A 19,847-nucleotide genomic window follows, 5' to 3' on the forward strand; every position below is an offset into this window, starting at 1 on the left:
CCGACGATGGTCAGGCCCGGGTGGCGCGCTTGGAGCTCCGCCTTCGCATTGTGCACGATCCGCTTCGCCCAGTAGTTCTGATCCATCTCGCCGGGAAGGTGGGTCGGTTCCGGCGCCAGGAGGGGCCACGCGTGCAGGAGGCGCAGCGTGAATTTGCGGCGGTCGGCTTCGTCAGCGGCCCAACGGGCGGCTGCGAGGCTCTCGGGTGAGCCGTCGAGGCCCACAGTGACGACTGACTCCATGCCGACTGCTCCGTCTGGTAGGTGACTGGAATGACGGTGAGGGCGTACGGCGGGCCGGAGCGCTGTCGTCCCCGCGCTCTCGCCGGTAACCGTGGAGTGACCGTGAGCGGATACCCGACGGAGTATCTGTGGCCCGCGCCCAGCACACGGTCAGACCTCATTCGAGAAATACCGCACATTTCCCCGCGGCGCACGCGGACCCCGACACGGCAGGAGCCTGTCCGACAACGGGGTGCCGCTCCACTGTCTGTACGCGGCGGCGCCGAGCCACTCGGCGTATACCTTGATCGCCGCTGCCTCGGAGCGGGCCAGGAAGGTGGTTCGGTGGATACCGGCATGGGGAGAGCGCCTGACCGAGGCCGCAGTCCCGGTGCGGCCAACGGTCGGCCCCACCTCGACACTTTCCGTCCGCGGAGGGCCTGGAGCCCTCGTGATCGGCCGTCAGCGAAAGCCGTGCAGAAGGGGTGAGGCACAATGACCGGACTCAAGACGGGCCGGGGCGTCCTGCGCCGCAAGCCCATCGACCGCATCGAGGTCACCGAGGGCCGCAACTGGAACGGGCCCTGGGGTTGTGGCAGCTCACCGCGCTCGGCCTGGGCGGGATCATCGGCGCGGGCATCTTCGCTCTCGCGGGCGCCGTCGCCCACGGCACGGCCGGCCCCGCCGTAGTGGCGTCGTTCCTCATCGCGGGCACGGCGAGCGCCGCCGCTGCACTCTCGTACGCGGAGTTCGCGAGCCTGATCCCCAAGGCCGGATCGGCCTACACCTACGCGTACCCGGTGCTCGGCGAACTCGCGGCCTGGTTCATCGGCTGGGCTCTGCTCCTCGAGTACACGGCGATCGTGGCCGTCGTCCAGGTGGGCGTCGTCACGTGGAGGCGGAAGGCGACTGGTCGAGGGTGAACAGGCCGCCGTCCGGGTCACTCACCGTCACCCTCAGCTCCCCCTCGCCCCACGGCGCCGCGTCGGGAACGATGCTGCCGCCGTTCTCCACTACTGCCGCCTGCGCCGCCGTCAGGTCCGGGACCTTGAAGTGGACCAGCCAGCGGGGCCGCATCTGCGGCCTGGCGGCCGCCGCCTCGACCGGCCCGCTGTTCAGGCGCGCCACAGGCCGGCCCTCGCGCCGCAGGACGACCTGGTCCTCCTCGTAGGAGACGTCGCAGCACCCGTTGCCCTCCTCCGCCGCCCACTCCAGGACCTCACCGTAGAAGACGGCCGCGTCGAAGGCATTCTTGGTGTGCAACTCCAGCCACGTCGGCGCCTCGCCGCCCCCGACACTCCACTCGGACAGGACACGCCCCTCCCAGATGCCGAAACCCGCCCCCTCGGGATCGGTCGCTAGAGCTGCCCGGCCGCGCGGCGGATAGGAGACCGGGCCCACCCCGACCGTGCCCCCACGTTCCCGGATCCTGGCCACGGTGACATCGGCGTCGACCACCGAGAAGTACACCGTCCACGCCACGGGCACTGCCAGCGCACCAGCCATCGCCCCGATCCCCGCCACCGGCACACCGTCCTGCTCCGCGACCGAGAAGGCACGCCCGAAACCACCCGTCCGGAATGTCCAACCCAGTACCGCCCCGTAGAAACGCTCCGCGGCCTGACGGTCACGTGCCATCAGACTCAGCCAGCACGGGGAACCCATCACATCCGCTGCTACGAGCACCATGATGCCGCCTCGCTTCGTCATCCGGACCGCCGCCCCCGAACGGGCACGGGATCACTCGCCGCCGTAGCCCGGCGCCTCACACGAGGCGCAGAACAGAGAGCGCGTCGGCGCCGTCGACCAGGTGGTCTGATGAGCTTGGTCCAGGTGGGGGACGACGGATCATCAGCGAAGAAGGCCGTGCGGATTGGTTCTGGATCGCGCGGACCGGCACCCTCACTCTCGTGCCCGGCAGGAAACCTGCCTGCCGTGATCGAGCGGCCGGGGCGGCTTCCGTCATCGTCCGCACGGCCACGGCGACTCAGCAGCGGCTCTGCAAGCGTACTCTCGAACTAGTGGGAGGGTCGGCGAGCAACAGGCGGAGGGAGCACCCCGTGCGCGCACACGTCGGAGACTGGATCGTGGTGGAGTCCGTGCATTTGGGCGGGCAGCGCCGCCGGGGTCAGATCTTGCGTCTTGAGCATCCGGACGGCACACCGCCATATGTCGTGCGTTGGACGGAGGATGACCGGGAGACCGTCTTCTTCCCCGGACCTGAAGCCCATATCGAATCCGCGGACGAGCACACGGCACGTAGGTCGGCTTCTCCCTACGGATAACGGAGTCCGGACCCGAAGCCTGCTCCTGCGGGTACCCCCGTCAGCAGGGCGCAAGTACCCCCACATCAATGGGTGCAGCGCGTTCCGGCGCTACCCCCTGGTCAGCCCCTGCCCGAGGCCGAACCCGACGTCCTGGAAGTCTCCTCGGATCCGCGGGATCGTCGAGCGCGGTGAGCAAGGACGCGGAGGAGCGAGGGCACTTGGCGGCCTGGACCTTGGGAACGGTCACTGTCAACGCCCTCTCCGCCAGGTTCGCCTTGATCTGTGCGGAATGGACCTCGACGGGCAGCCGCATCCAGCACTCGAAACGGCCGGTGCGGCGCCTACCCCGACGCAGGACACCGACCGCGCGCCTTCGGTCGGCAGGGCCCTTCAGCCCCGGGGAAGGTCCGTTCGGCCCCCTGCGCGTCTCGGGTGGCCGAGGAAGACTGGGTGGTGGCGAGCAGGAAGGAGTGGGCGGATCGGAGCCGAGCTCCCGGGCCCGAGAGACGTCGATGCGAGGCGGAACCGCCACACGACGGACCGTCGCCGGCCGCCCTGCACATGAGCGGAGAGACACCGTGGCACACAGCGTGCGCGCCTTTCCATGGCGTGTCTGTCGATGGCGTAATCCATGGGTCCGAGGCCGCCCATGAGTGAGCACACATCGGACACCGAGCGGCCCGAGGACCGGTTGAGCGTCCTTCAGGCACACGTCCAGACCCCGGCACAGGCCGTGCGAGTCCCCCGCCGAGGGGCTTGAGAAGAATCCGGAGGAACAGGCACTCGACGCGCCCCGGCGAGCGGCGCGAAGCCCGAACCACGGGACCACATATGGAGCGAGCGCCATGAACGAGCGTGAGAACCACTCAGCGGGCACCGAGGCCCGCCGAGGCGTGCCGGGGCGCGCCTCGATGCCTGACGAGCCGCTGCGGCAGGACACCCTCATGCGGTACCTCGGCGCGATCGCGGCCGTGTCCGCCGCGAAGGCGGCCCGGCCCGCCCGGGCGCCCCGCACAGCCCTGCTCGTACGCGACCTGATGGCCGTGCCCCATCCGTCGGTCACCGCCGACACCGCCCTCCCCGACATCGCCCGATCCCTCTCCGAGCACGGCATCGGGTCACTGCCCGTCGTCGACACCGACGACCGGGTTCTGGGCGTGGTCTCGGAAGCCGATCTCCTCGCCGTGGTCGCCGCGCAGGCGCACCGTCTCAGCACCGTGCGCCGGCCACGGGAGGCCGGGCCGGCGGTCGAGCCCGGCAAGGAGACGGCCGAGTCCCTCATGACCAGCCCTGCCATTACCGTCTTGGCGGACACGACGGTCCCCGAGGCGGCATGGCTGGTGGCTCTCACCCGCCTCAAGCGCCTTCCGGTCACCGAGCCGGACGGGCGGCTCGTGGGTACCGTCCAGCGGCACACCCTGCTGGACGCCCTGCTCCAGGACGACGCGGCCATCCGTGAGGGCGTGGAGGGCCGCGTCCGGGAGATGTTCCCCGAGGCCGCCGACACGGTGGAGGTCACCGTCCATGAGGGAGTGGTCCGCCTCCGGGGCCCCCTGGCGGGTGACGACGCCGCACGGCTGCTCGCCGAGGTGAAAGGGCTCGACGTGGTGACCGCCGTGATCGACGAACTGACCGTACGGGACGAATGAAAGGGCGGTGGCCCCGATGGAACTTCCCCTGACGGTCGGCGTCGACGGCTCCGACTCCGGCTTCGAGGCACTGGACTGGGCCGTGGACGAGGCCGCGTTGCACAAGCGCTCTCTGCGGGTCGTGTACGCCTCCCGGTGGGAGCGGTACGAGACCCCGGCGCCCGACCAGGACGGACTGGCCGACCAGGTGCCTGGCCATGACGTCGTGGGAGTCGCCGCCAGGCGCGCCGCGCGGCGGAACCCGGACCTCAAGGTGGATACCGAGGTGCTCGCCGACGACCCGGTGCACGCGCTGCTTCAGGAGAGCCGCACCTCATGGGCCCTGGTCACCGGTTCAAGGGGGCGTGGCGAGATCGCAAGCCTCCTGCTGGGCTCGGTCAGCCTGTCCGTCGCCGCCCGCGCCCTGTGCCCGGTCGTTATCGTCCGCGGCGACGAGCCCGGCCTCCACGGCACGCACGACCGCATCCTGCTCGGCGTCGCCGACACCCCCGGAGGCCCGGAGGCCGTACGGTTCGCCCTGCGCGAGGCCACCACGCGCGACTGCGAGCTCCACGCGGTCCGTGCCTGGCGGTGCCCCGCACCCGAGGCAGTCGACCACCCTGCCCTCCCCGACGGCACGTGCATCTACCACCGGGCACGTGCCGACACCCTGCTTGACGAGGCCCTCACCGGACCGCTGCGGGACCACCCGCCGGTCCGGCTGAACAGGGCTCTGGTGGAGGGGTCCGCGCACAAGATCCTCGTCGAACGCACCGCGGCGGCCGACCTCGTGGTCGTCGGCGCACAGCGCCACGAACGCCGCCTGGGTCTGCAACTCGGCCACGTCGCCCACGCCCTGCTGCACCACGCGCTCTGCCCCGTCGCGGTCGTACCGAAGGTCGAGGGGAGCATCCGAGCATGACGTCCGCCAGCCGCACGGCGCCTCGTCAGGACAGCGTTGCTCCACGGCGACCTGCTCGGGCGAGGTCCAGGCCGTCGGCGGGGTCCTGGCCCAGCCCGGCGTGGTCCGTGATCGCGGTGGCGGAACGGCTCGCACGGGCGGTGAAGGCGCGGTGAACGTCCACTGCCGACTCTCGGAGCCCGAAACCGCATGACGGAAGGCCCGGCGCAGAGGAGGAAGCATGTCCAGGGTGACGACCACGGACCTCTACGAGGTCACCATGGCCCTGTCGTACCTCCGCGAGGGGATGCAGGAGCCGGCCACGTTCAGTCTCTTCGTACGGGATCTGCCCGAGAGCCGCGGGTTCCTGGTGGCGGCCGGGCTGGAGCCCGCGCTCGATTTCCTCTCCGGCTTCACGGTCGGCCCGGCCGATGTGCGGGACTTCGCGGAGGCACTGCACCGGCGGCCGGACGAGCTCCGGCAGCTCCTCGGACTGCGCTTCGACGGGGAGGTGCGGGCGGTACCGGAAGGACGACTCGTCCTGGCCGGGGAGCCGCTGCTGGAGGTGACCGCGTCGTTGCCGCAGGCGCAGCTGGTGGAGACGTACCTGCTCACCCTGGTCTGCCACCAGACAGCGGTCGCGTCGAAGGCGGCCCGGTGCGTCCTGGCCGCCGCCGAACACCCCGTGATCGACTTCTCGCTGCGCCGCAGCCACGGCCCCGAGGCAGGCAGGGCGTCGGCCCGGCTCAGCGCGATGGTGGGGTTCGCCGGAACGAGCAACGTGGCCGCCGCCGTGCAGTACGGCCTTCCCGCCTCCGGCACGATGGCGCACTCGTACGTCGAATCCTTCCCCACCGAGCACGACGCGTTCCGGGCCTTCGCCAGGGCCCACCCCGGCCCTGTCACCCTGCTCGTCGACACCTACGACACCGAGCGCGGCGTCGAGGCCGCCGCGCGGGTCTTCCACGAACTGGGAGACCCGGCCGGCTGCGCGGTCAGGCTCGACAGCGGGGATCTCGACGCCCTGGCCCGGCGCGCCCGCGCCCTGCTCGACGCCGAGGGGCTGCCGGGCGTGCGGATCATCGCGAGCGGCGGCCTGGACGAGTACGCGGTCGACGTTCTCGTGCGGGCCGGGGCGCCGATCGACGTCTACGCGGTCGGTACGAAGATGGGCGTGTCCGCCGACGCCCCGTACCTCGACGCGGCGTACAAGCTCGTCGCGTACGACGGCCGCCCGGTGATGAAGCTCTCCTCCGCCAAGGTGACCGCACCCGCCCCCAAGCAGGTCTTCCGCCGGCCTGGCCTCCGGGACACCGTCGGCCTGCGCGACGAGGACATCCCCGAGGGGGCGGAGCCGCTGCTGCGGACCGTGATGCGGGGTGGGCGCAGGATCGGTCCGCACTCCTCCCTGGCGTCGGCGCGCGCCCGGTTCGAGACGGATCTCGCCCAGGCGCCGGAGGGGGCACGCCGGATCGACAGCCCCCGGGCGCCGGTGGCCGCCGTGTCGCCCCGCCTGGCCGCCCTGACAGACGAGGTGAGGCGGCACATCACCGCCTCGATCGGGACTGACCTGCCGTGCGGAACCACAGGGTCGCCGAGCTGATCACCGACCGCGGTCCTCCGCATCCACACCCCTTCGGCGTGCGCGGCCCCGCTTGAACGGGTGGGGAACGGGATCGGGCTCACCTCGGCCCTCAGCGATCGGTTCTGGCGCGGCCCCCGCTGGTCGACGCGGTCCGGGACGTTCTGTGTACGGCGCCGCTGGACCGGAAGTTCGCCACCATGAACGGCGAGTCGTCGACTCGCGCTCTGCCGGGTCCTGTGGTATAGGCCCCAACGGCATCACCGGCCAGTGGAAGGCGTGCACCACCCGCAATCCCGCCCCGCGCCGTCGGGCCTCCCGGGCTGCCGTCTCCACGGCGGCCAGACTCGATGGCGGGCCATCCCCTCCCACAATCACCAGACCGCTCACAGCGCTCCCTCACTCGGCCCCTCATGTCAAGCTTCTCCCCGGCGATGCGCCGCGGCCACAGGGGTGGCAGGCGGCCGGTGAGGCGCCTCACCGGCATGAGGTTCTGTGCCGATGAGGACCCCGCCTACGGCAGGAGACACCAGGCGGTTCAGGAGGGCTTGCCGTAGCCGCCTCCGCCCGGTGTCTCGATGACCAGCAGGTCGCCGGGCTGCACGGCGACGGAGTCGCATGCGGCCATTGGCGTGGTGGTGCCGTCGGCCCTCTCCACGTGGTTGGTGCCCAGTGCGCCGGGGTCACCGCCGGCCATGCCGTACGGCGGGATCCGGCGGTGACCGGACAGGGTGCTGACCGTCATGGGTTCACGGAAGCGGATCTTGCGTACGGTGCCGTCGCCGCCCCGCCAGCGTCCCCCGCCGCCACTGCCGGTACGAACGGAGAATTCCTGCACGAGGACGGGGAGGCGCAGTTCAAGGATTTCGGGATCGGTGAGGCGGGAGTTGGTCATGTGGGTCTGCACGGCCGACGCGCCGTCGAACCCCGGCCCGGCGCCGGAGCCCGAGGCCACGGTTTCGTAGTACTGGTGCCGGTCGTTGCCGAAGGTCACGTTGTTCATGGTGCCGCTCCCCTCGGCCTGCGAGCCCAGGGCGGCGTAGAGGGCCCCGGTGATCGCCTGGGACGTCTCGACGTTCCCGGCCACTACGGCAGCGGGATGGACCGGCGCGAGCATGGAACCGGGCGGGACGATCATCCGCAGGGGCCTGAGGCAGCCGTCGTTGAGCGGGATGTCCTCGGCGAGCAGGGTGCGGAAGACGTACAGCACAGCCGCGTTCACCACGGATGTGGGCGCATTGAAGTTGGTGCTCAACTGGGCCGATGTGCCGGTGAAGTCGATCGTCGCCGACCGTTCCTGCCGGTCCACCGTCACCCGTACGGAGATGACCGCCCCGGAGTCCATCTCGTAGCGGTATTCGCCGTCGGCGAGGGTCACGACCGCTCTCCGGACAGCCTCCTCCGCGTTGTCCTGGACGTGCCTCATGTACGCCCGCACCACGTCCAGCCCGAAGTGGTCGATCATCTTGCCGACTTCCTCGACGCCCTTGCGATTGGCGGCGATCTGGGCCCGCAGGTCGGCGAGGTTGGTCGCCGGGGCGCGCGACGGGTATCTCGCCCGGGCCAGGAGCGCGAGGGTCTCGGCCTCCCGCAGCCTGCCGCCTTCGACGAGCAGCCAGTTGTCGAAGAGGACGCCCTCCTCGTCGATCTCCCGGCTGTCGGCCGGCATGGACCCCGGCGTCAGACCGCCGATCTCGGCATGGTGGCCCCTTGAGGCGACGAAGAACAGGATCTCCGCACCGGGCACTTCGCCCCGCTCGTCGAAGACCGGGGTCACCACGGTGATGTCGGGCAGGTGTGTGCCTCCGTGGTACGGGTCGTTGACCGCGTAGGCCTCGCCGGGCCGCATCGTTCCGGACCGGCGACGGACGACCTCCCTGACGGCGGTGCCCATGGAGCCCAGGTGCACCGGAATGTGGGGTGCGTTGGCGACCAGGTTGCCGTCGGGGTCGAACAGCGCGCAGGAGAAGTCAAGCCGTTCCTTGATGTTGACGGACTGCGCCGTCGAAGCCAGCCGTGCTCCCATTTGCTCGGCGATCGACACGAAGAGGCTGTTGAAGATCTCCAGCATGACGGGGTCGGCCGCGGTCTCCACGTCGGCCCCGGCCGGCACGGTGACGCGTTCGACGAGCAGATGCCCGGTGCCGTTCACGGTCGCCCGCCAGCCGGAGTCCACGACCGTGGTCGCGTTGGTTTCGGTGATCACGGCGGGGCCGGTCACGGCGGCGCCCGGGCGCAGGAGTTCACGCTGCCGCAGGGACACCTCGCGCCACGCGCCGTCCGTGAAGAGGGGCACGGTGTCCGGGGGAACGTCGTCGTCGGCCGGGCCGGTCTCGGCGAGGCGGCTCAGGTCGGGCTGCGGGGTGAGACCCGTTGCTTCGACCGAGAGGGTTTCGACGATGACGGGGCGGTCCATGAGGAACGAGTACATCGCCCGGTGGCTCGCCTCGAATGCCTCGGTCATGGCCGGGGCGTCGGCCAGTGCCACCGTGACCGCCGTGTCGGTGCCGTCGTACCGCAGCCGTGCGGTCTGCGTGACCAGGATGCGTTCGGCAGGGACGTCCTCCGCGTGCAGCACGGCGCGTGCCGCGGTCTCCAGTTCGTCGGCGACGACGTGGATCCGCTGCATGCTCGCCCCTTCCAGGGGCAGTTCGACCGACCGCTCGCGCACGGTGACGGTGTCGGCGAGACCGATGCCCAACGCGGAGAGCACCCCGGCCATGGGGGGTACGAGGACGGTGCGGATCCCCAGGGCATCGGCGACGGCGCACGCATGCTGGCCGCCGGCCCCGCCGAAGGAGGTCAGTGCGTACCGCGTGACGTCGTGCCCCCGCTGCACGGAGATCCGCTTGACGGCGGCCGCCATGTTCGCCACCGCTACCTGCAGAAAGCCTTCGGCCACCTGCTCGGGCGATCGCCGGTCGCCGGTACGCGAGCGGATCTGCCCGGCGAGTTCGGCGAACCCCTGCCGTACGACGTGGTGGTCGATGGGCTGATGTCCGTCCGGTCCGAAAACGCTGGGGAACTGAGCCGGCTGGATGCGGCCGAGCATCACATTCGCGTCGGTCACCGTCAGCGGACCCTGCGCGCGGTAGCACGCAGGGCCGGGGTCCGCCCCGGCGGAGTCGGGGCCGACGCGGTAGCGGCTGCCGTCGAAGTGGAGGATGGACCCGCCTCCCGCCGCGACGGTGTGGATGTCGAGCATGGGCGCCTGGAGACGGACTCCCGCCACCTGGGAGGTTGACACCCGCTCATAGGTTCCCGCGAAGTGGGACACGTCGGTGGAGGTACCGCCCATGTCGAAGCCGATGACCTTGTCGAATCCGGCCAGCTGCGACAGGCGTGCCATTCCGACGATGCCGCCGGCCGGGCCGGACAGGATGGCGTCCTTGCCCCGGAAGTGCCCCGCCTCGGCCAGACCGCCGCTGGACTGCATGAACATCAGCCGCACGCCTCCCATCCGGTCCGCGACCTGCCGGACGTAGCGGCGCAGGACGGGGGAAAGATAGGCGTCGACGACCGCGGTGTCTCCCCGGGGCACCAGCTTCACCAGGGGGCTCACTTCGCTGGACAGCGAGATCTGGGGAAACCCGATGCGCTCGGCCAGTTCGCCGATCGCCCGCTCGTGCCCCGGATGCAGCGCGCTGTGCAGGCACACCACCGCGACGGCGCGGATGCCGTCGTCGTACGCGCGTCTCAGCTCGAGGGCGAGACCGTCCAGATCGGGCGGGCTCAGCACCGTACCGTCACCGGTGATGCGTTCGGTGACCTCGATGACCCTCTCGTGAAGGGCTTCAGGGAGGAGGATCTGCCGGTCGAAGAGACGGGGGCGGTTCTGGTAACCGATGCGCAGAGCGTCGCGGAAGCCACGCGTGATGATCAGGGCGGTGCGCTCGCCGGTGCGTTCCAGCAGGGCGTTGGTGGCCACAGTGGTACCCATCCGCACGGCGTCGATCGCGGCACGGGGCATCTCTCCGCCCTGCTTCAGCCCCAGCAGCATGCGGATCCCCGCAACGGCCGCGTCGCGATAGCGGGCCGGGTTCTCGGACAGGAGCTTGTGGGACAGGAGGCGACCGTCCGGGGTCCGGGCGACGATGTCGGTGAAGGTGCCACCCCGGTCGATCCAGAACTGCCAGCCGTGACCGGTGCCGGAAGACATCGCGCGCTGTCCCTTCGTGCCTGAGCCGAGCCGCAGGCATCCCAGCATGACCCTATGCGCTCATCCGGTGACGGTGCGACTCGCGGTGCATGAGATTCATACTGGGAGTGGAAGGCCTTCGGGCGGAGGTGGGCCAGTGGTGGTTCCTCTGACGGTGGGCATCTGCCGGGAGACAGCGCCGGGCGAGAAGCGGGTCGCCCTCGTACCCGATCTCGTCGGCGCGGCACGGACGCTGGGAATCGATGTGCTGTTGGAGTCCGGCGCCGGCACACCGGCCCGGATGCCTGACCGCCTCTACCGGGAGGCAGGTGCCGACGTCACCACGCGCGAGGAACTCTTTGCCCGGTGCGACATCCTCGTGGGCGTACGGCCGCCCATCCTCCTGGCCGGCTGCCGGTTCCGGCGGGGGCAGGTACTGATCGCGCTCCTGGACCCGCTGAGCATCCCCTTCCAGGTCCGGCGGTGGGCTGATGAGGGGCTCACCACGATCGGCCTGGATCTCGCGCCGACCGCGCTGGTGGCGGCCGACCCGATGGATGCTGCCGCCTCCCAGGACCGGCTCGCCGGCTGCGAAGCGGCGCTCCTCGCGGCCGACCACTTCGGGCGCCCCCTGTCGGGTGCGTCCGGTCCTGGCTCCCCGGGGGTGGCGCGGGCCTGCGTCATCGGCACCGGTGCCGCGGCACGGCAGGCGGCCGAAACCCTCCGCCGGCTCGGGGCCCAGGTGCGCGTCGTCGACGACGCAGCGGGCAGACAGGTGCCACCGTTCCTGCTCGGGGACGTCGACATCGTCGTTGCCGCCGTCCCGCCCCGCTCCGGGGGAAGATCGCCAGTCCTGGTGACCGCCCGAGCCATGGCCGGCATGCGTCCCGGTTCCGTCGTCGTCGATACGGCCGCTGGACCGGACGGCGGATATGTCGAGGGTGCGCGACCCGAGAGCACGTCGACCACGGGCCCCGGAGTCACCGTCATCGGTGCGGGCCGACTCCCCGCACGCTCCCCCCGAGCAGCCTCCACGACGTACGCACGGAACGTCACCGCGGTGCTTGAGCGCATCGTGCGGGACGGCAAACTGCAGGTCGACCCGGCCGACCCGGTCCTGGCCGTCATGGTCGTCACCCACGGCGGCCTCGTCCTCCACAGAGCCGTGTGGCAACTGATCCTCGACCAAACCGCCCTGGCAGGCCTGCCCTGAAACCCCCTGGCGCGCTCGTCACCGCCCAGACGTGGTCTCCCTGAGCAGGGCCGCGTGGCGGGCCACGGCGACGGCCCGGTACGCGCACTCCTCGTAGCAGCGGCCGATCACCGCCGCGTCGACGGCATCCGTCACTGCGATCGCCTGCTCCCTCTCCAGCAGCAGGCGGCCCAGCGCTTGCTGGCGACGGCTGATGTCCGCCAGTTCCCTGCCGACGACCGTATGGGGCGCGGAGAGTGCGACGACGTCGCTCGTCCGGCCGATCAACGTGAGACAGACCTCGCCGATCTCTCGAACGGGGAGCCGCAACTCCTCCGGGAGCGGCCGCATCGACCGCCGCTCCCAGGCAATATCACCCACCTGCCGGGTCAACAGGTCGATACGGCCCACGTCCTGACCGACATACAGGCCCGTGAGGACGGAGCGCAGATCTGCAACCTCATTGGTCGCGGCGAGGTCGTCCGCACCGCTGCCCAGTTCGGTCAAGGCTCTCCCGAGCGCGGTCATCTCCCGCTCCGCGCCAGGCCCGCTCCCCACGAGAACGGCGGTGGCCAAGCGCAACGCGTCGTGAGCCAGCCGAAGCACGTGCGCCACACCCCCGACGGTCCGGTCCGTCTCCACCCGGCCTCTTTCACCCACGTCGAGCTCCTGCTTCCACAGCCGAACGCCCGCCCCTGCGTCCTCTCTACGGCAGCAGGAGGCGCCACGGCGGTCTTCGCAACCGCAGAAGCATGGCAGAGGACCCATGCCCGTGAGGAGCGGCACGCCGCGTACCGAAGCAGCCATGCGCCGGCCACCGGGCAGGAAGGGAACGTGTCCACGAGCGCGACCTCTTCCTCCGGATCGGCAATCAGCCCTCCCGCATCGCCGGAACGCTCGCGGCCACCGAACGCACCGCCATCCACAGCGCCCACATCGAGCCCGCCTCGTCGCCCGCCCACCGTGCCGTCCCGGACACTGCTCACCTCGCCGGCATGGACCGCAACATCGTGGAACCGGTCGTGACGTACCTGGACGACCGGATCTTCGAGGTATCAGCACCTGAGGGAGAAGCCGCTCCGATTCACGCAAACGTGGCCGAGCCCGAACAGTGGCGGCCGCGCGGCCGGGCACGCACAGGAGTCAGCCGCAGACCGGCAGCAGTGCTGTGCGCAAGCTCAACCAGTGGTACCAGGACCGTTGCCAGATTTTTGCCACAGTCCTGGCCCTGCCCTCACCGCGCCATCGATACAGCGATACAGCGATACAGCGATACAGCGATACAGCGTGCTCTCCTGCGGCGGCCGGTGCCGTGGCCGCACGGATCGAAGCGCTCACCTGCGGACGAGGCCACCTGCGTCCGCCAGCTGGCCACCGGCAGCCGCCGGGCGCTGTCCGCGATCCGCTGGTCCGCGGCCGCCGGCACCAAGCAACCAGCAACCCCGCCGAGAAGCCCGCTGACCTGCCGCCTCCCGGACTCCCACCGTCCGCACCCCGGACGCACGAGCCGGCCCCGCCGCGCGGACCCCGGCCCGGCTACCAGCCAGGCGTTGACGGGCAGGACGGTGAGGACGTCGAGGGTCATCACCGGCTGGAGCAGCATCCGCGGCAGCGGTCTTCGGTAGTCCCGGGTGAAAGATGCCCCTGGTGGATCCGCGTACCGAGGAGCAGGCCGAACCGTGGGCCGGCATGCAGGTGACATCAGGCTGTTTCAGTATGGAAGTCGGGTCGGACGTGTCGCTGTCCACGGAGGTGAGTTCGATGACGCTTCCCGCGCGGCGCCGGACCGGTGGGCCGGTGGAGCTGGACGAGCTCTTCGGCCTCACTCACCAGTGCCTGGGTGTGCCATGGGCGCGGCACACGCCGCTCCGGCCGATTCGACTCGGGAGTGAAAACCGAGGCCGTCAGTGCGGCCCTTGCCGACGGCGTGCTCACGATCACCGTCCCCTTGACCCAAGCGGCCACGGTACGGGGTGGAGAACGGCCTCCGTGAGCCTGCGCGAGTGGATGACCGGCATTGCCCAGCTCCACGCGCTCAACGCCCACGGTGGTCAGGAGCCGAAGCCGTCCCATGCAGGGGCCGGAATGGGTATCGGCCACGCGTGGGGACAGGCCTCCATCTCCTCAGGCTGCCACGAGCGGGACCGCGCCCAGCAGGCGGTGCGCCGGACAGGGGTCAGCGCGACCACCAGGGCACAGCGATGAGCACGGCCGGGACGCCGTCGATCCTCACCTTGACGATGAATCCTGCGGTCGATCTCTGCTGGGAGATCGAACGTCTGGAGGGCATCGGCAAGAACCGCGCCCGGGTCAGGTCGGTGGCCGCCGGGGGTGGAGGAATCAACGTCGCCCGCCATGTCGTGCGGCTCGGAGGACGGGCCACCGCCGTCCACACCGCCGGAGGCGAGGTCGGCCTGCGCCTGAACCGGCTGCTGGACGAAGAGGGCGTCGACCACGTCGCCGTCGACATCGCCGACGACACCCGCGAAGCACTCGTGCTGTTCGAGGCCGAATCGCGCCGCGGCTACCACATCGTGCCACCCGGCCCGCACCTGCACGACCACGAGGGGCGGAGATCCCTGGATGCGCTGGAACGGGCCGTTGGCGGTTGCCCGTACGTCGTGGCCAGCGGCAGCCTGCCCGGCGGCCTGCCCGACGACTACTACGCGGCCGTCTCCCGCCGCATCAAGGAAGCCGGATCCCGACTGGTCCTGGACACCTCCGGTCCCGCGCTGCGCGGAGCACTCGCGGAGGGCGTGTTCCTGCTCAGGTGCAACCGCACAGAGGCCGAGAGCCTGACCGGCCGACCGGTCCGCGGCTTCGACGACGCCCGGGCCCTCAACGAGCGCCTGCTCACCACAGGGGCCGCCGAGATCGCCGTCACCACCCTCGGAGAGTTGGGCGCACTGTGCTCGACCGGCCACGGCCACACCGAGCTCTACGCGCCGCCGCTGCCCGGCGAGCCCCTGAGCGACGCCGGGGCGGGAGACAGCATGGTCGCGGCCCTCATCACACAGCTGGCCGCCGGAGAGGATCCCGTCAGCGCCTCCGCGCTGGGGGTGGCCGCAGCCGCCGCAGCGATGCTCACCCCCGGCACCGAACCCTTCGACCTGGACGTGGCCCGATCCCTCCGCTCCCAGGTGCGGATCAGGTTCCAGACCGATGCACGACGCCGAGGCCTCTGACCCTGCCCAGCCCCGTGCCGTTTGGTCAGCCCTCTCAGCCGAATTGCGTACCCCGTGCTCACAGGCCCAGCCTGCCCTCATAGCCGAGTCGGGGCGGGGCGCTGCCGGTGGTGCTGAAGCGATGCCGGCGCCGAACTCGTGATGCGAGCGGGCCTGCGGTTGGGAAGACTGGAAGCATGGCGACCATGGCAGTGCTTGAGGGCGGCCCGGACGATCTGCCCGAGCGGATCGTTCCGATCTCCGACCCCGGACAAGACCTGAAGATTCCACACCGCGGCGGGTACGAACATTTCAAGATCACGTCGCGGCACCAGGACAGCTCGGAGGGGCAGCTGGCGGTCTACGAGTGGTGGGAACGGACAGAGATCGCCGAATAGAACGGACAGTCAAGGACGCTCGGCCGGCACCTCCACGCGAGCGCGAACCCGGCCGTGCTCACGCTCCTCGACCATTCGGCTCCCCGGCCCAGATCCGCTCGACCAGGGCAAGTGCCATACCCAAGCACTCCTCTGCCTCGCATGGCGGCGAGCCGACGTTCTCCTCACGATGCTCCACTGCGGCACCTCCTGCGCCCCGCAAACCGCCCTCAGCCTGACCGAACCCCGTAGGAGATCCACGCCTCGCCCACGGACTTCTCCCAGTGGCGCAGGGGAATCACAATCAGCCCAAGGCCGCGCCCCAGGCCTTGGCCCGGTCCAGTTCCCCTTCACGGAGAGATCCCTCGGCATCCTCGGTGATGAAGCCTTCCGGTTCCGCGACGAGCCGGTAGCCGTGAACCCGCAGCCAACGAGCCGTAGCGAATCCCGCGCCGCCGGCGAATCGGAAGTCCCCCACGTGTCGAACGCGGCAGCGGACACGTCATCTCGTGTCTGGAGCAGCTCGTGGAACCAGTCACGAAGCCCAGGCCCCTTCCGCGTCTTCCTCCGCTTCGTGCCGGGGCCTCTCCGGTTCGGCCACGGCCTGCTTCTTCTCGGACTGCAGTCCGATCTTCCGCGACAGGCCCGATGTCATGCCACGCATGTGGGTCGGGCCACCCACCCCGCCATCCGCGGGCGCCGTCCTCGTTGGAAGCGGGGCTGCCAAGTCCGTGTGACAGCCGAGACGGTCATTGCGGAACGGCGCCCTTGAGGTCGAGTAGTGCTCTCAGCCCCCGCACGATGGTTTCCTGATCGGGCATCACCAAGTCCGGCGGCGCCCCGCCCTCCTCCGGCATGGCGATGCCCAGCGTGCGCACCGCGTCCAGAAGGCTGGACAACGCGGAGGTGAATGCTGCCTCGTTGCCCGTGCAGGCGGCCGATCGCAGGTCGGAATCCAGCTCGTTGAGCCACCCTCGATGTCCACGTCCCGGCAGCAAGCCGGCGGTGATCGAGAGCTTCGGTACCCGTGAGCTGGTCGGCTGGTCCTGGCTGTTCCGCCCCTACACCTCGCAATTCGGCACCGAGGCGATGACCCCGGTACGCACCGACGAGTTCGACGCCACGGCCGTGCGGATGATGACGGACGCCGACCCGGCCTTCGGGTCCGCGATCGGCCACGGGGTGGGCCAGGTGCTCGCACACCGGCTTCTCGCCGCCCGGATCCGTCTGCTCGACCGCTAGGAATTCCGGCAGGACGACCCGCGGCTGCCCGAGCAGCTCGACGAGGCGTCGAAGGCCGGCGGCGTACTCGCCGAAGAGCTCATGTCCGGCCCTGCGGTCACCGTCCACTTCCCCGATGCCCACGGTGACCGCCACCGCCGGCCCGAAGCCCTTCGATCTCTCGTGCTTGACGGTGACCCGCTCGTCGGCGGCCACGTCCGCAACGGGTCACCATCCCGTCCTCGGCGGGGGGCGACGGCGGCGGCGAGGGTGCCTTCGCCGCTCGGCAGCACGATCCCATGGCGTGCTTCGGCGCCTCCCCCAGCACGAGGGACCCTCGCAGCTCGCCGCCCGCTCGCACCAGGCAGAAGACGCACATCTCGGCGCCGGTGATCTCCCGGGCTTGCTCCAGCGCGCCTTCGAGCACCTGGAGCTCGGACGCCCCTGAGAGCACGGGAGTCCATACGCCGGTTCCGCAACCAACGTCGAGCACCCGCCCCTCGGGCAGCGCGGTGAGCAGTTTCCCGATGTCGGCGGTTTCCCGGTCCAGGCCGGCGTTCACCGCGGGATCGCCCCGATAGCTGGTCTCGTCGTAGACCGGGCACCCATCGCCGTCACCTTCCTCGCGTGCTGACATCCACCCTGTTATACGAGCCGCCCCTCGCCGCACCGGCTCCCCGAGCCCGCTGCCGCAGCGCGTTCACCCGTACGACGCCCCGCAGGGCTCGGCTCGGTGCCGAGCCGGTCGTCGTGGCGGAGAGCGAGCTGAGGCCGTACGAGCACGTGGCGCCCTGCTGCCGTACACCGACGCGGCCACTCCGCCCTGACGCCGACGGGCTCCGCCGGCCGGATCCCCGGCCGGCGCGCTCAGCGCTGATAGGTCCCGACGAGGGTGCCGGAGGCCAGCTCTCTGTCCTTCAGGGCGCGGTGCACGTCCTCGGCGCCCGGGCGATCGTGCAGCGGCAGCGGCTCGGACACGGCGGACAGGCGGAAGAAGTAGCGGTGCGGCCCGTGCCCCACCGGCGGCATCGGTCCGCCCCAGCCCACGCGCCCGAACCCGTTGGGCCACGGCAGTCCGCCCTCGGGCTTCTGCCCCTCCACCACCCCGGTGGTCCCCGGATCGATGCCGGTCACCAGCCAGTGCAGGAAGGTCGGCCCCGGTGCGTCCGGATCCTCGCACAGGAGCACCAGCTCCGTGGCCTTGCGGGGCACCCCCGACCAGCTCAGGGGCGGGGAGATGTTGTCTCCCTCCCCGCTGTACCGAAGGGGGATCACCGCATTGTCGTCGAACGCGGTACTGCTGAGTTCAATTCCGCTCATACGCGCCGCCCTACCCGAAACGGCGGCACCGCCACCGGTCCGCAACGCAAGCGCCCCGTTCGGCCGAACCCAATCAGCCGCCCTCCGGCAGACGGGGGTGAGGATGGCCGTGTGCCGACAAGGATCCTGCTCGAAGGCCGCCCCGGCGCGGGCAAGACGACCGCCCTGCGTCGGCTTGCCGCGCTGCTGCCCACCCGCGCGGCCACCGGCTTCACCACGGAGGAGATCCGGCAGTCCGGCGCCCGCGTCGGTTTCGCCCTGGAGACCCTGGCGGGCCGGCGGCAGGTGCTCGCCCATGTCGACCTGCCCGGTCCACCGCGGGTGGGCAAGTACGGAGTCGACCTGGGCGTCATGGAACGGCTGGCGCTGCCGTCGCTGCGGTCGGCGACAAGCGGGGAGGCGACAGGCCGACCCGTTCACCGACTCCCTCAAGCGACGCACCGACATCGAGGTCGTCCACCTGACGCCAGCCAACCGGGACGCCCTGCCCGGGGAGCTCGCGTCCCGACTGAGGCAGCCCGGGGCGCACGGATGGCCTCCCTCTCGCTTGTGAGTTCTTTCAGGACGCAGGGACGTGACTCGTCATGGGGACCGGTGGTTGCGGGAGCGTGTTGCGGCCCGCCGCGACCGGCCGGGCCCGGTTGTAGCCCCATCGATGGCGTGAAGGGGCCGGGCGGCTGAGGCAACCCGGCCTGTTCGCGGCTCAGCCGCGTGGGATCGCGAAGCACGTGAGCACTGCGGTGGCCGGATCGAGGGCGGGCCAGGGCGTGGGGCAACTGAGGACGGCGACGGCCGAGGTCGGGAACTTGGTCTCGATGCGGTCCAGGTCCGGGTCGGGGGCTTCGCCGACCAGGAGCAGGATCAGCTCCTGCAGGCCCGGGTTGTGACCGATGAGGAGCAGACGGGCGACCTCGGCCGGTGTGTCCCGTACGGCGTCGAGGAGGTCCTCGGCGTCGGCCCCGTACAGCCGCGGCGCGAAGCGTACAGGCGGCTGACCGGGGAGTTCCGCGGCGGCCAGCTCCCAGGTCTGGCGGGTGCGCCGGGCCGGGGAGCACAGGACGAGGTCCGGGAGCAGGGCGGCCTGAGCAAGCAGCCGCCCGGCTGCGGGGGCATCCCGCAGTCCGCGCGGGCCGAGGGGACGTTCACGGTCGGGCACGCCCTGCGGCCAGGCACTCTTGGCGTGGCGAAGGATCACCAGGTCCGGCATGGGCCGAGCCTAATGGACAGCCGGCGGGCCGGAGGGCAGCGCGTGCTGCCCCGGCGAAGTACGTGCGCCGGGAGCCGGGGATGACCGTGCTCGTGGCCGGATCGGGGGCTACAACGGGTGCTGATCGCCCACATCCTCGGCCCGGTCGCGCGGGTGATCACCGTACGCCGCAACCACGCCCGCGAGCCGCAAGGGCATCACCCCGGGTCACCGGCTGGCCTCGGTGCCGCAGCGATTGAACGGCAGCCGTGCGAGGACCGGCGGCCGTCATTCGCTTCCGCCGAAGTCGGCTACTCCGGTCGAGCTCCCTCGCTCGCTTCATAGGCCTATTTGTTGGCTACCCCGCAGCCAACGGGGGAACTCCGATTTTCTCCGACGAGTGGAGCGAGGGCGAGCAGCCCGCGACGGAGGGCGGGGCCTGGGCCTTCCGGGTCAGCCTCTACTCCTCCGTCGACCCGTCACTGCGACGGCCCGTGCTGCAGCTCAAGCACCTGTCGTCCGAGCTCCGGGAACGCCGACTTCCGTCCGGGCGCCGGCAGGAGCAAGCCCCGGGGACTCGTGTTGCGGTTTCCGAGCAGCGATGCCGGGCCACCGGATCGGTGGGCGGCTCCTGGCTGCGCAGGGCGGCA

General features: G+C 70.9%; 17 protein-coding genes and 2 pseudogenes. 10 read left to right on the forward strand and 9 right to left on the reverse strand.

What is annotated here, in order from left to right:
• Positions 1–242 (reverse strand): universal stress protein (locus tag ACIQZO_RS24960; protein WP_403629855.1); only part of this gene is annotated, 242 nt, incomplete at its 3' end.
• Positions 243–716: 474 nt separating this feature from the next.
• Between ACIQZO_RS24960 and ACIQZO_RS24965 the strand changes: the two are divergent.
• Positions 717–1,108, forward strand: a pseudogene (locus ACIQZO_RS24965) (amino acid permease); the annotation flags it as partial.
• A 1-nt stretch (position 1,109) separates the two neighbouring features.
• On the opposite strand, the gene ACIQZO_RS24970 reads toward ACIQZO_RS24965, so the two are convergent.
• A complete protein-coding gene (locus ACIQZO_RS24970; RefSeq protein ID WP_403629858.1) occupies positions 1,110–1,859 on the reverse strand; it encodes a VOC family protein in 750 nt (249 codons plus the stop codon).
• Between the two features lie 422 nt (positions 1,860–2,281).
• On the opposite strand from ACIQZO_RS24970, the gene ACIQZO_RS24975 reads away from it, so the two are divergent.
• From ACIQZO_RS24975 to ACIQZO_RS24985, 3 genes are all read left to right on the forward strand, one after another.
• Positions 2,282–2,506, forward strand: a complete 225-nt coding sequence (locus tag ACIQZO_RS24975; RefSeq protein WP_327381887.1) for a DUF1918 domain-containing protein — start codon at positions 2,282–2,284, stop codon at positions 2,504–2,506.
• 827 nt (positions 2,507–3,333) lie between these two features.
• A complete protein-coding gene (locus tag ACIQZO_RS24980; protein WP_403629861.1) occupies positions 3,334–4,137 on the forward strand; it encodes a CBS domain-containing protein in 804 nt (267 codons plus the stop codon).
• Positions 4,138–4,153: 16 nt separating this feature from the next.
• Positions 4,154–5,038, forward strand: coding sequence for a universal stress protein (locus ACIQZO_RS24985; protein ID WP_403629864.1), 885 nt, complete (start codon positions 4,154–4,156; stop codon positions 5,036–5,038).
• A gap of 25 nt (positions 5,039–5,063) precedes the next feature.
• Here the strand turns inward: ACIQZO_RS24985 and ACIQZO_RS24990 are convergent, their stop codons facing one another.
• Complete coding sequence (locus tag ACIQZO_RS24990; protein ID WP_403629868.1) at positions 5,064–5,201, reverse strand: hypothetical protein; 138 nt, start codon at positions 5,199–5,201, stop codon at positions 5,064–5,066.
• Positions 5,202–5,258: 57 nt separating this feature from the next.
• On the opposite strand from ACIQZO_RS24990, the gene ACIQZO_RS24995 reads away from it, so the two are divergent.
• A complete protein-coding gene (locus ACIQZO_RS24995; RefSeq protein WP_403629871.1) occupies positions 5,259–6,620 on the forward strand; it encodes a nicotinate phosphoribosyltransferase in 1,362 nt (453 codons plus the stop codon).
• On the opposite strand, the gene ACIQZO_RS25000 is transcribed toward ACIQZO_RS24995, so the two are convergent.
• Entirely contained in the window at positions 6,621–6,989 is a 369-nt protein-coding gene (locus ACIQZO_RS25000; protein ID WP_403629874.1) for a universal stress protein, read from the reverse strand.
• 148 nt (positions 6,990–7,137) lie between these two features.
• On the reverse strand, positions 7,138–10,758 hold the full coding sequence (locus tag ACIQZO_RS25005) for a hydantoinase B/oxoprolinase family protein (RefSeq protein WP_403629877.1): 3,621 nt from the start codon (positions 10,756–10,758) through the stop codon (positions 7,138–7,140).
• A 139-nt stretch (positions 10,759–10,897) separates the two neighbouring features.
• Here ACIQZO_RS25005 and ACIQZO_RS25010 point away from each other — a divergent pair, with 139 nt between their 5' ends.
• Positions 10,898–11,950, forward strand: a complete 1,053-nt coding sequence (locus tag ACIQZO_RS25010; protein WP_403629880.1) for an NAD(P) transhydrogenase subunit alpha — start codon at positions 10,898–10,900, stop codon at positions 11,948–11,950.
• A gap of 18 nt (positions 11,951–11,968) precedes the next feature.
• Here ACIQZO_RS25010 and ACIQZO_RS25015 read toward each other — a convergent pair whose 3' ends face one another.
• Positions 11,969–12,457 carry a hypothetical protein gene (locus tag ACIQZO_RS25015; protein ID WP_403629883.1) on the reverse strand — a complete coding sequence of 163 codons (489 nt, stop codon included), beginning with the start codon at positions 12,455–12,457 and terminating at the stop codon, positions 11,969–11,971.
• Positions 12,458–14,130: 1,673 nt separating this feature from the next.
• Between ACIQZO_RS25015 and ACIQZO_RS25020 the strand changes: the two genes are divergently transcribed.
• Positions 14,131–15,114 (forward strand): 1-phosphofructokinase family hexose kinase, encoded by a 984-nt coding sequence (locus tag ACIQZO_RS25020; RefSeq protein ID WP_403629885.1) that lies wholly within the window; start codon positions 14,131–14,133, stop codon positions 15,112–15,114.
• Between the two features lie 176 nt (positions 15,115–15,290).
• Positions 15,291–15,491 carry a DUF5988 family protein gene (locus ACIQZO_RS25025; protein WP_403629887.1) on the forward strand — a complete coding sequence of 67 codons (201 nt, stop codon included), beginning with the start codon at positions 15,291–15,293 and terminating at the stop codon, positions 15,489–15,491.
• Between the two features lie 728 nt (positions 15,492–16,219).
• Here the strand turns inward: ACIQZO_RS25025 and ACIQZO_RS25030 are convergent.
• Positions 16,220–16,468, reverse strand: a complete 249-nt coding sequence (locus ACIQZO_RS25030; RefSeq protein WP_403629890.1) for a hypothetical protein — start codon at positions 16,466–16,468, stop codon at positions 16,220–16,222.
• On the opposite strand from ACIQZO_RS25030, the pseudogene ACIQZO_RS25035 reads away from it, so the two are divergent.
• A pseudogene (locus ACIQZO_RS25035) lies at positions 16,458–16,712 on the forward strand (regulator); the annotation flags it as partial. The gene ACIQZO_RS25030 and the pseudogene ACIQZO_RS25035 sit on opposite strands and share 11 nt — an antisense overlap.
• An 846-nt stretch (positions 16,713–17,558) precedes the next feature.
• Here the strand turns inward: ACIQZO_RS25035 and ACIQZO_RS25040 are convergent.
• Positions 17,559–18,011 carry a YbhB/YbcL family Raf kinase inhibitor-like protein gene (locus tag ACIQZO_RS25040; RefSeq protein WP_403629893.1) on the reverse strand — a complete coding sequence of 151 codons (453 nt, stop codon included), beginning with the start codon at positions 18,009–18,011 and terminating at the stop codon, positions 17,559–17,561.
• A gap of 111 nt (positions 18,012–18,122) precedes the next feature.
• Here ACIQZO_RS25040 and ACIQZO_RS25045 point away from each other — a divergent pair, with 111 nt between their 5' ends.
• Positions 18,123–18,692, forward strand: coding sequence for a nucleoside-triphosphatase (locus ACIQZO_RS25045; protein ID WP_403629896.1), 570 nt, complete (start codon positions 18,123–18,125; stop codon positions 18,690–18,692).
• A 22-nt stretch (positions 18,693–18,714) separates the two neighbouring features.
• Here the strand turns inward: ACIQZO_RS25045 and ACIQZO_RS25050 are convergent, their stop codons facing one another.
• Positions 18,715–19,218, reverse strand: coding sequence for a SixA phosphatase family protein (locus tag ACIQZO_RS25050; protein WP_403629899.1), 504 nt, complete (start codon positions 19,216–19,218; stop codon positions 18,715–18,717).
• Positions 19,219–19,847: the final 629 nt, after the last annotated feature.

The sequence above is a fragment of the Streptomyces sp. NPDC097617 genome, assembly GCF_044761485.1.
Classification (GTDB): Bacteria; Actinomycetota; Actinomycetes; order Streptomycetales; family Streptomycetaceae; genus Streptomyces.

Coding starts and splice junctions, on each gene's coding strand:
- ACIQZO_RS25015 (WP_403629883.1), bottom strand. CDS start 12,457: ATGACCGCGCTCGGGAGAGCCTTGACCGAACTGGGCAGCGGTGCGGAC.
- ACIQZO_RS24985 (WP_403629864.1), top strand. CDS start 4,154: ATGGAACTTCCCCTGACGGTCGGCGTCGACGGCTCCGACTCCGGCTTC.
- ACIQZO_RS24995 (WP_403629871.1), top strand. CDS start 5,259: ATGTCCAGGGTGACGACCACGGACCTCTACGAGGTCACCATGGCCCTG.
- ACIQZO_RS25005 (WP_403629877.1), bottom strand. CDS start 10,758: ATGTCTTCCGGCACCGGTCACGGCTGGCAGTTCTGGATCGACCGGGGT.
- ACIQZO_RS25040 (WP_403629893.1), bottom strand. CDS start 18,011: ATGAGCGGAATTGAACTCAGCAGTACCGCGTTCGACGACAATGCGGTG.
- ACIQZO_RS25050 (WP_403629899.1), bottom strand. CDS start 19,218: ATGCCGGACCTGGTGATCCTTCGCCACGCCAAGAGTGCCTGGCCGCAG.
- ACIQZO_RS24980 (WP_403629861.1), top strand. CDS start 3,334: ATGAACGAGCGTGAGAACCACTCAGCGGGCACCGAGGCCCGCCGAGGC.
- ACIQZO_RS25020 (WP_403629885.1), top strand. CDS start 14,131: ATGAGCACGGCCGGGACGCCGTCGATCCTCACCTTGACGATGAATCCT.
- ACIQZO_RS25025 (WP_403629887.1), top strand. CDS start 15,291: ATGGCGACCATGGCAGTGCTTGAGGGCGGCCCGGACGATCTGCCCGAG.
- ACIQZO_RS24970 (WP_403629858.1), bottom strand. CDS start 1,859: ATGGCACGTGACCGTCAGGCCGCGGAGCGTTTCTACGGGGCGGTACTG.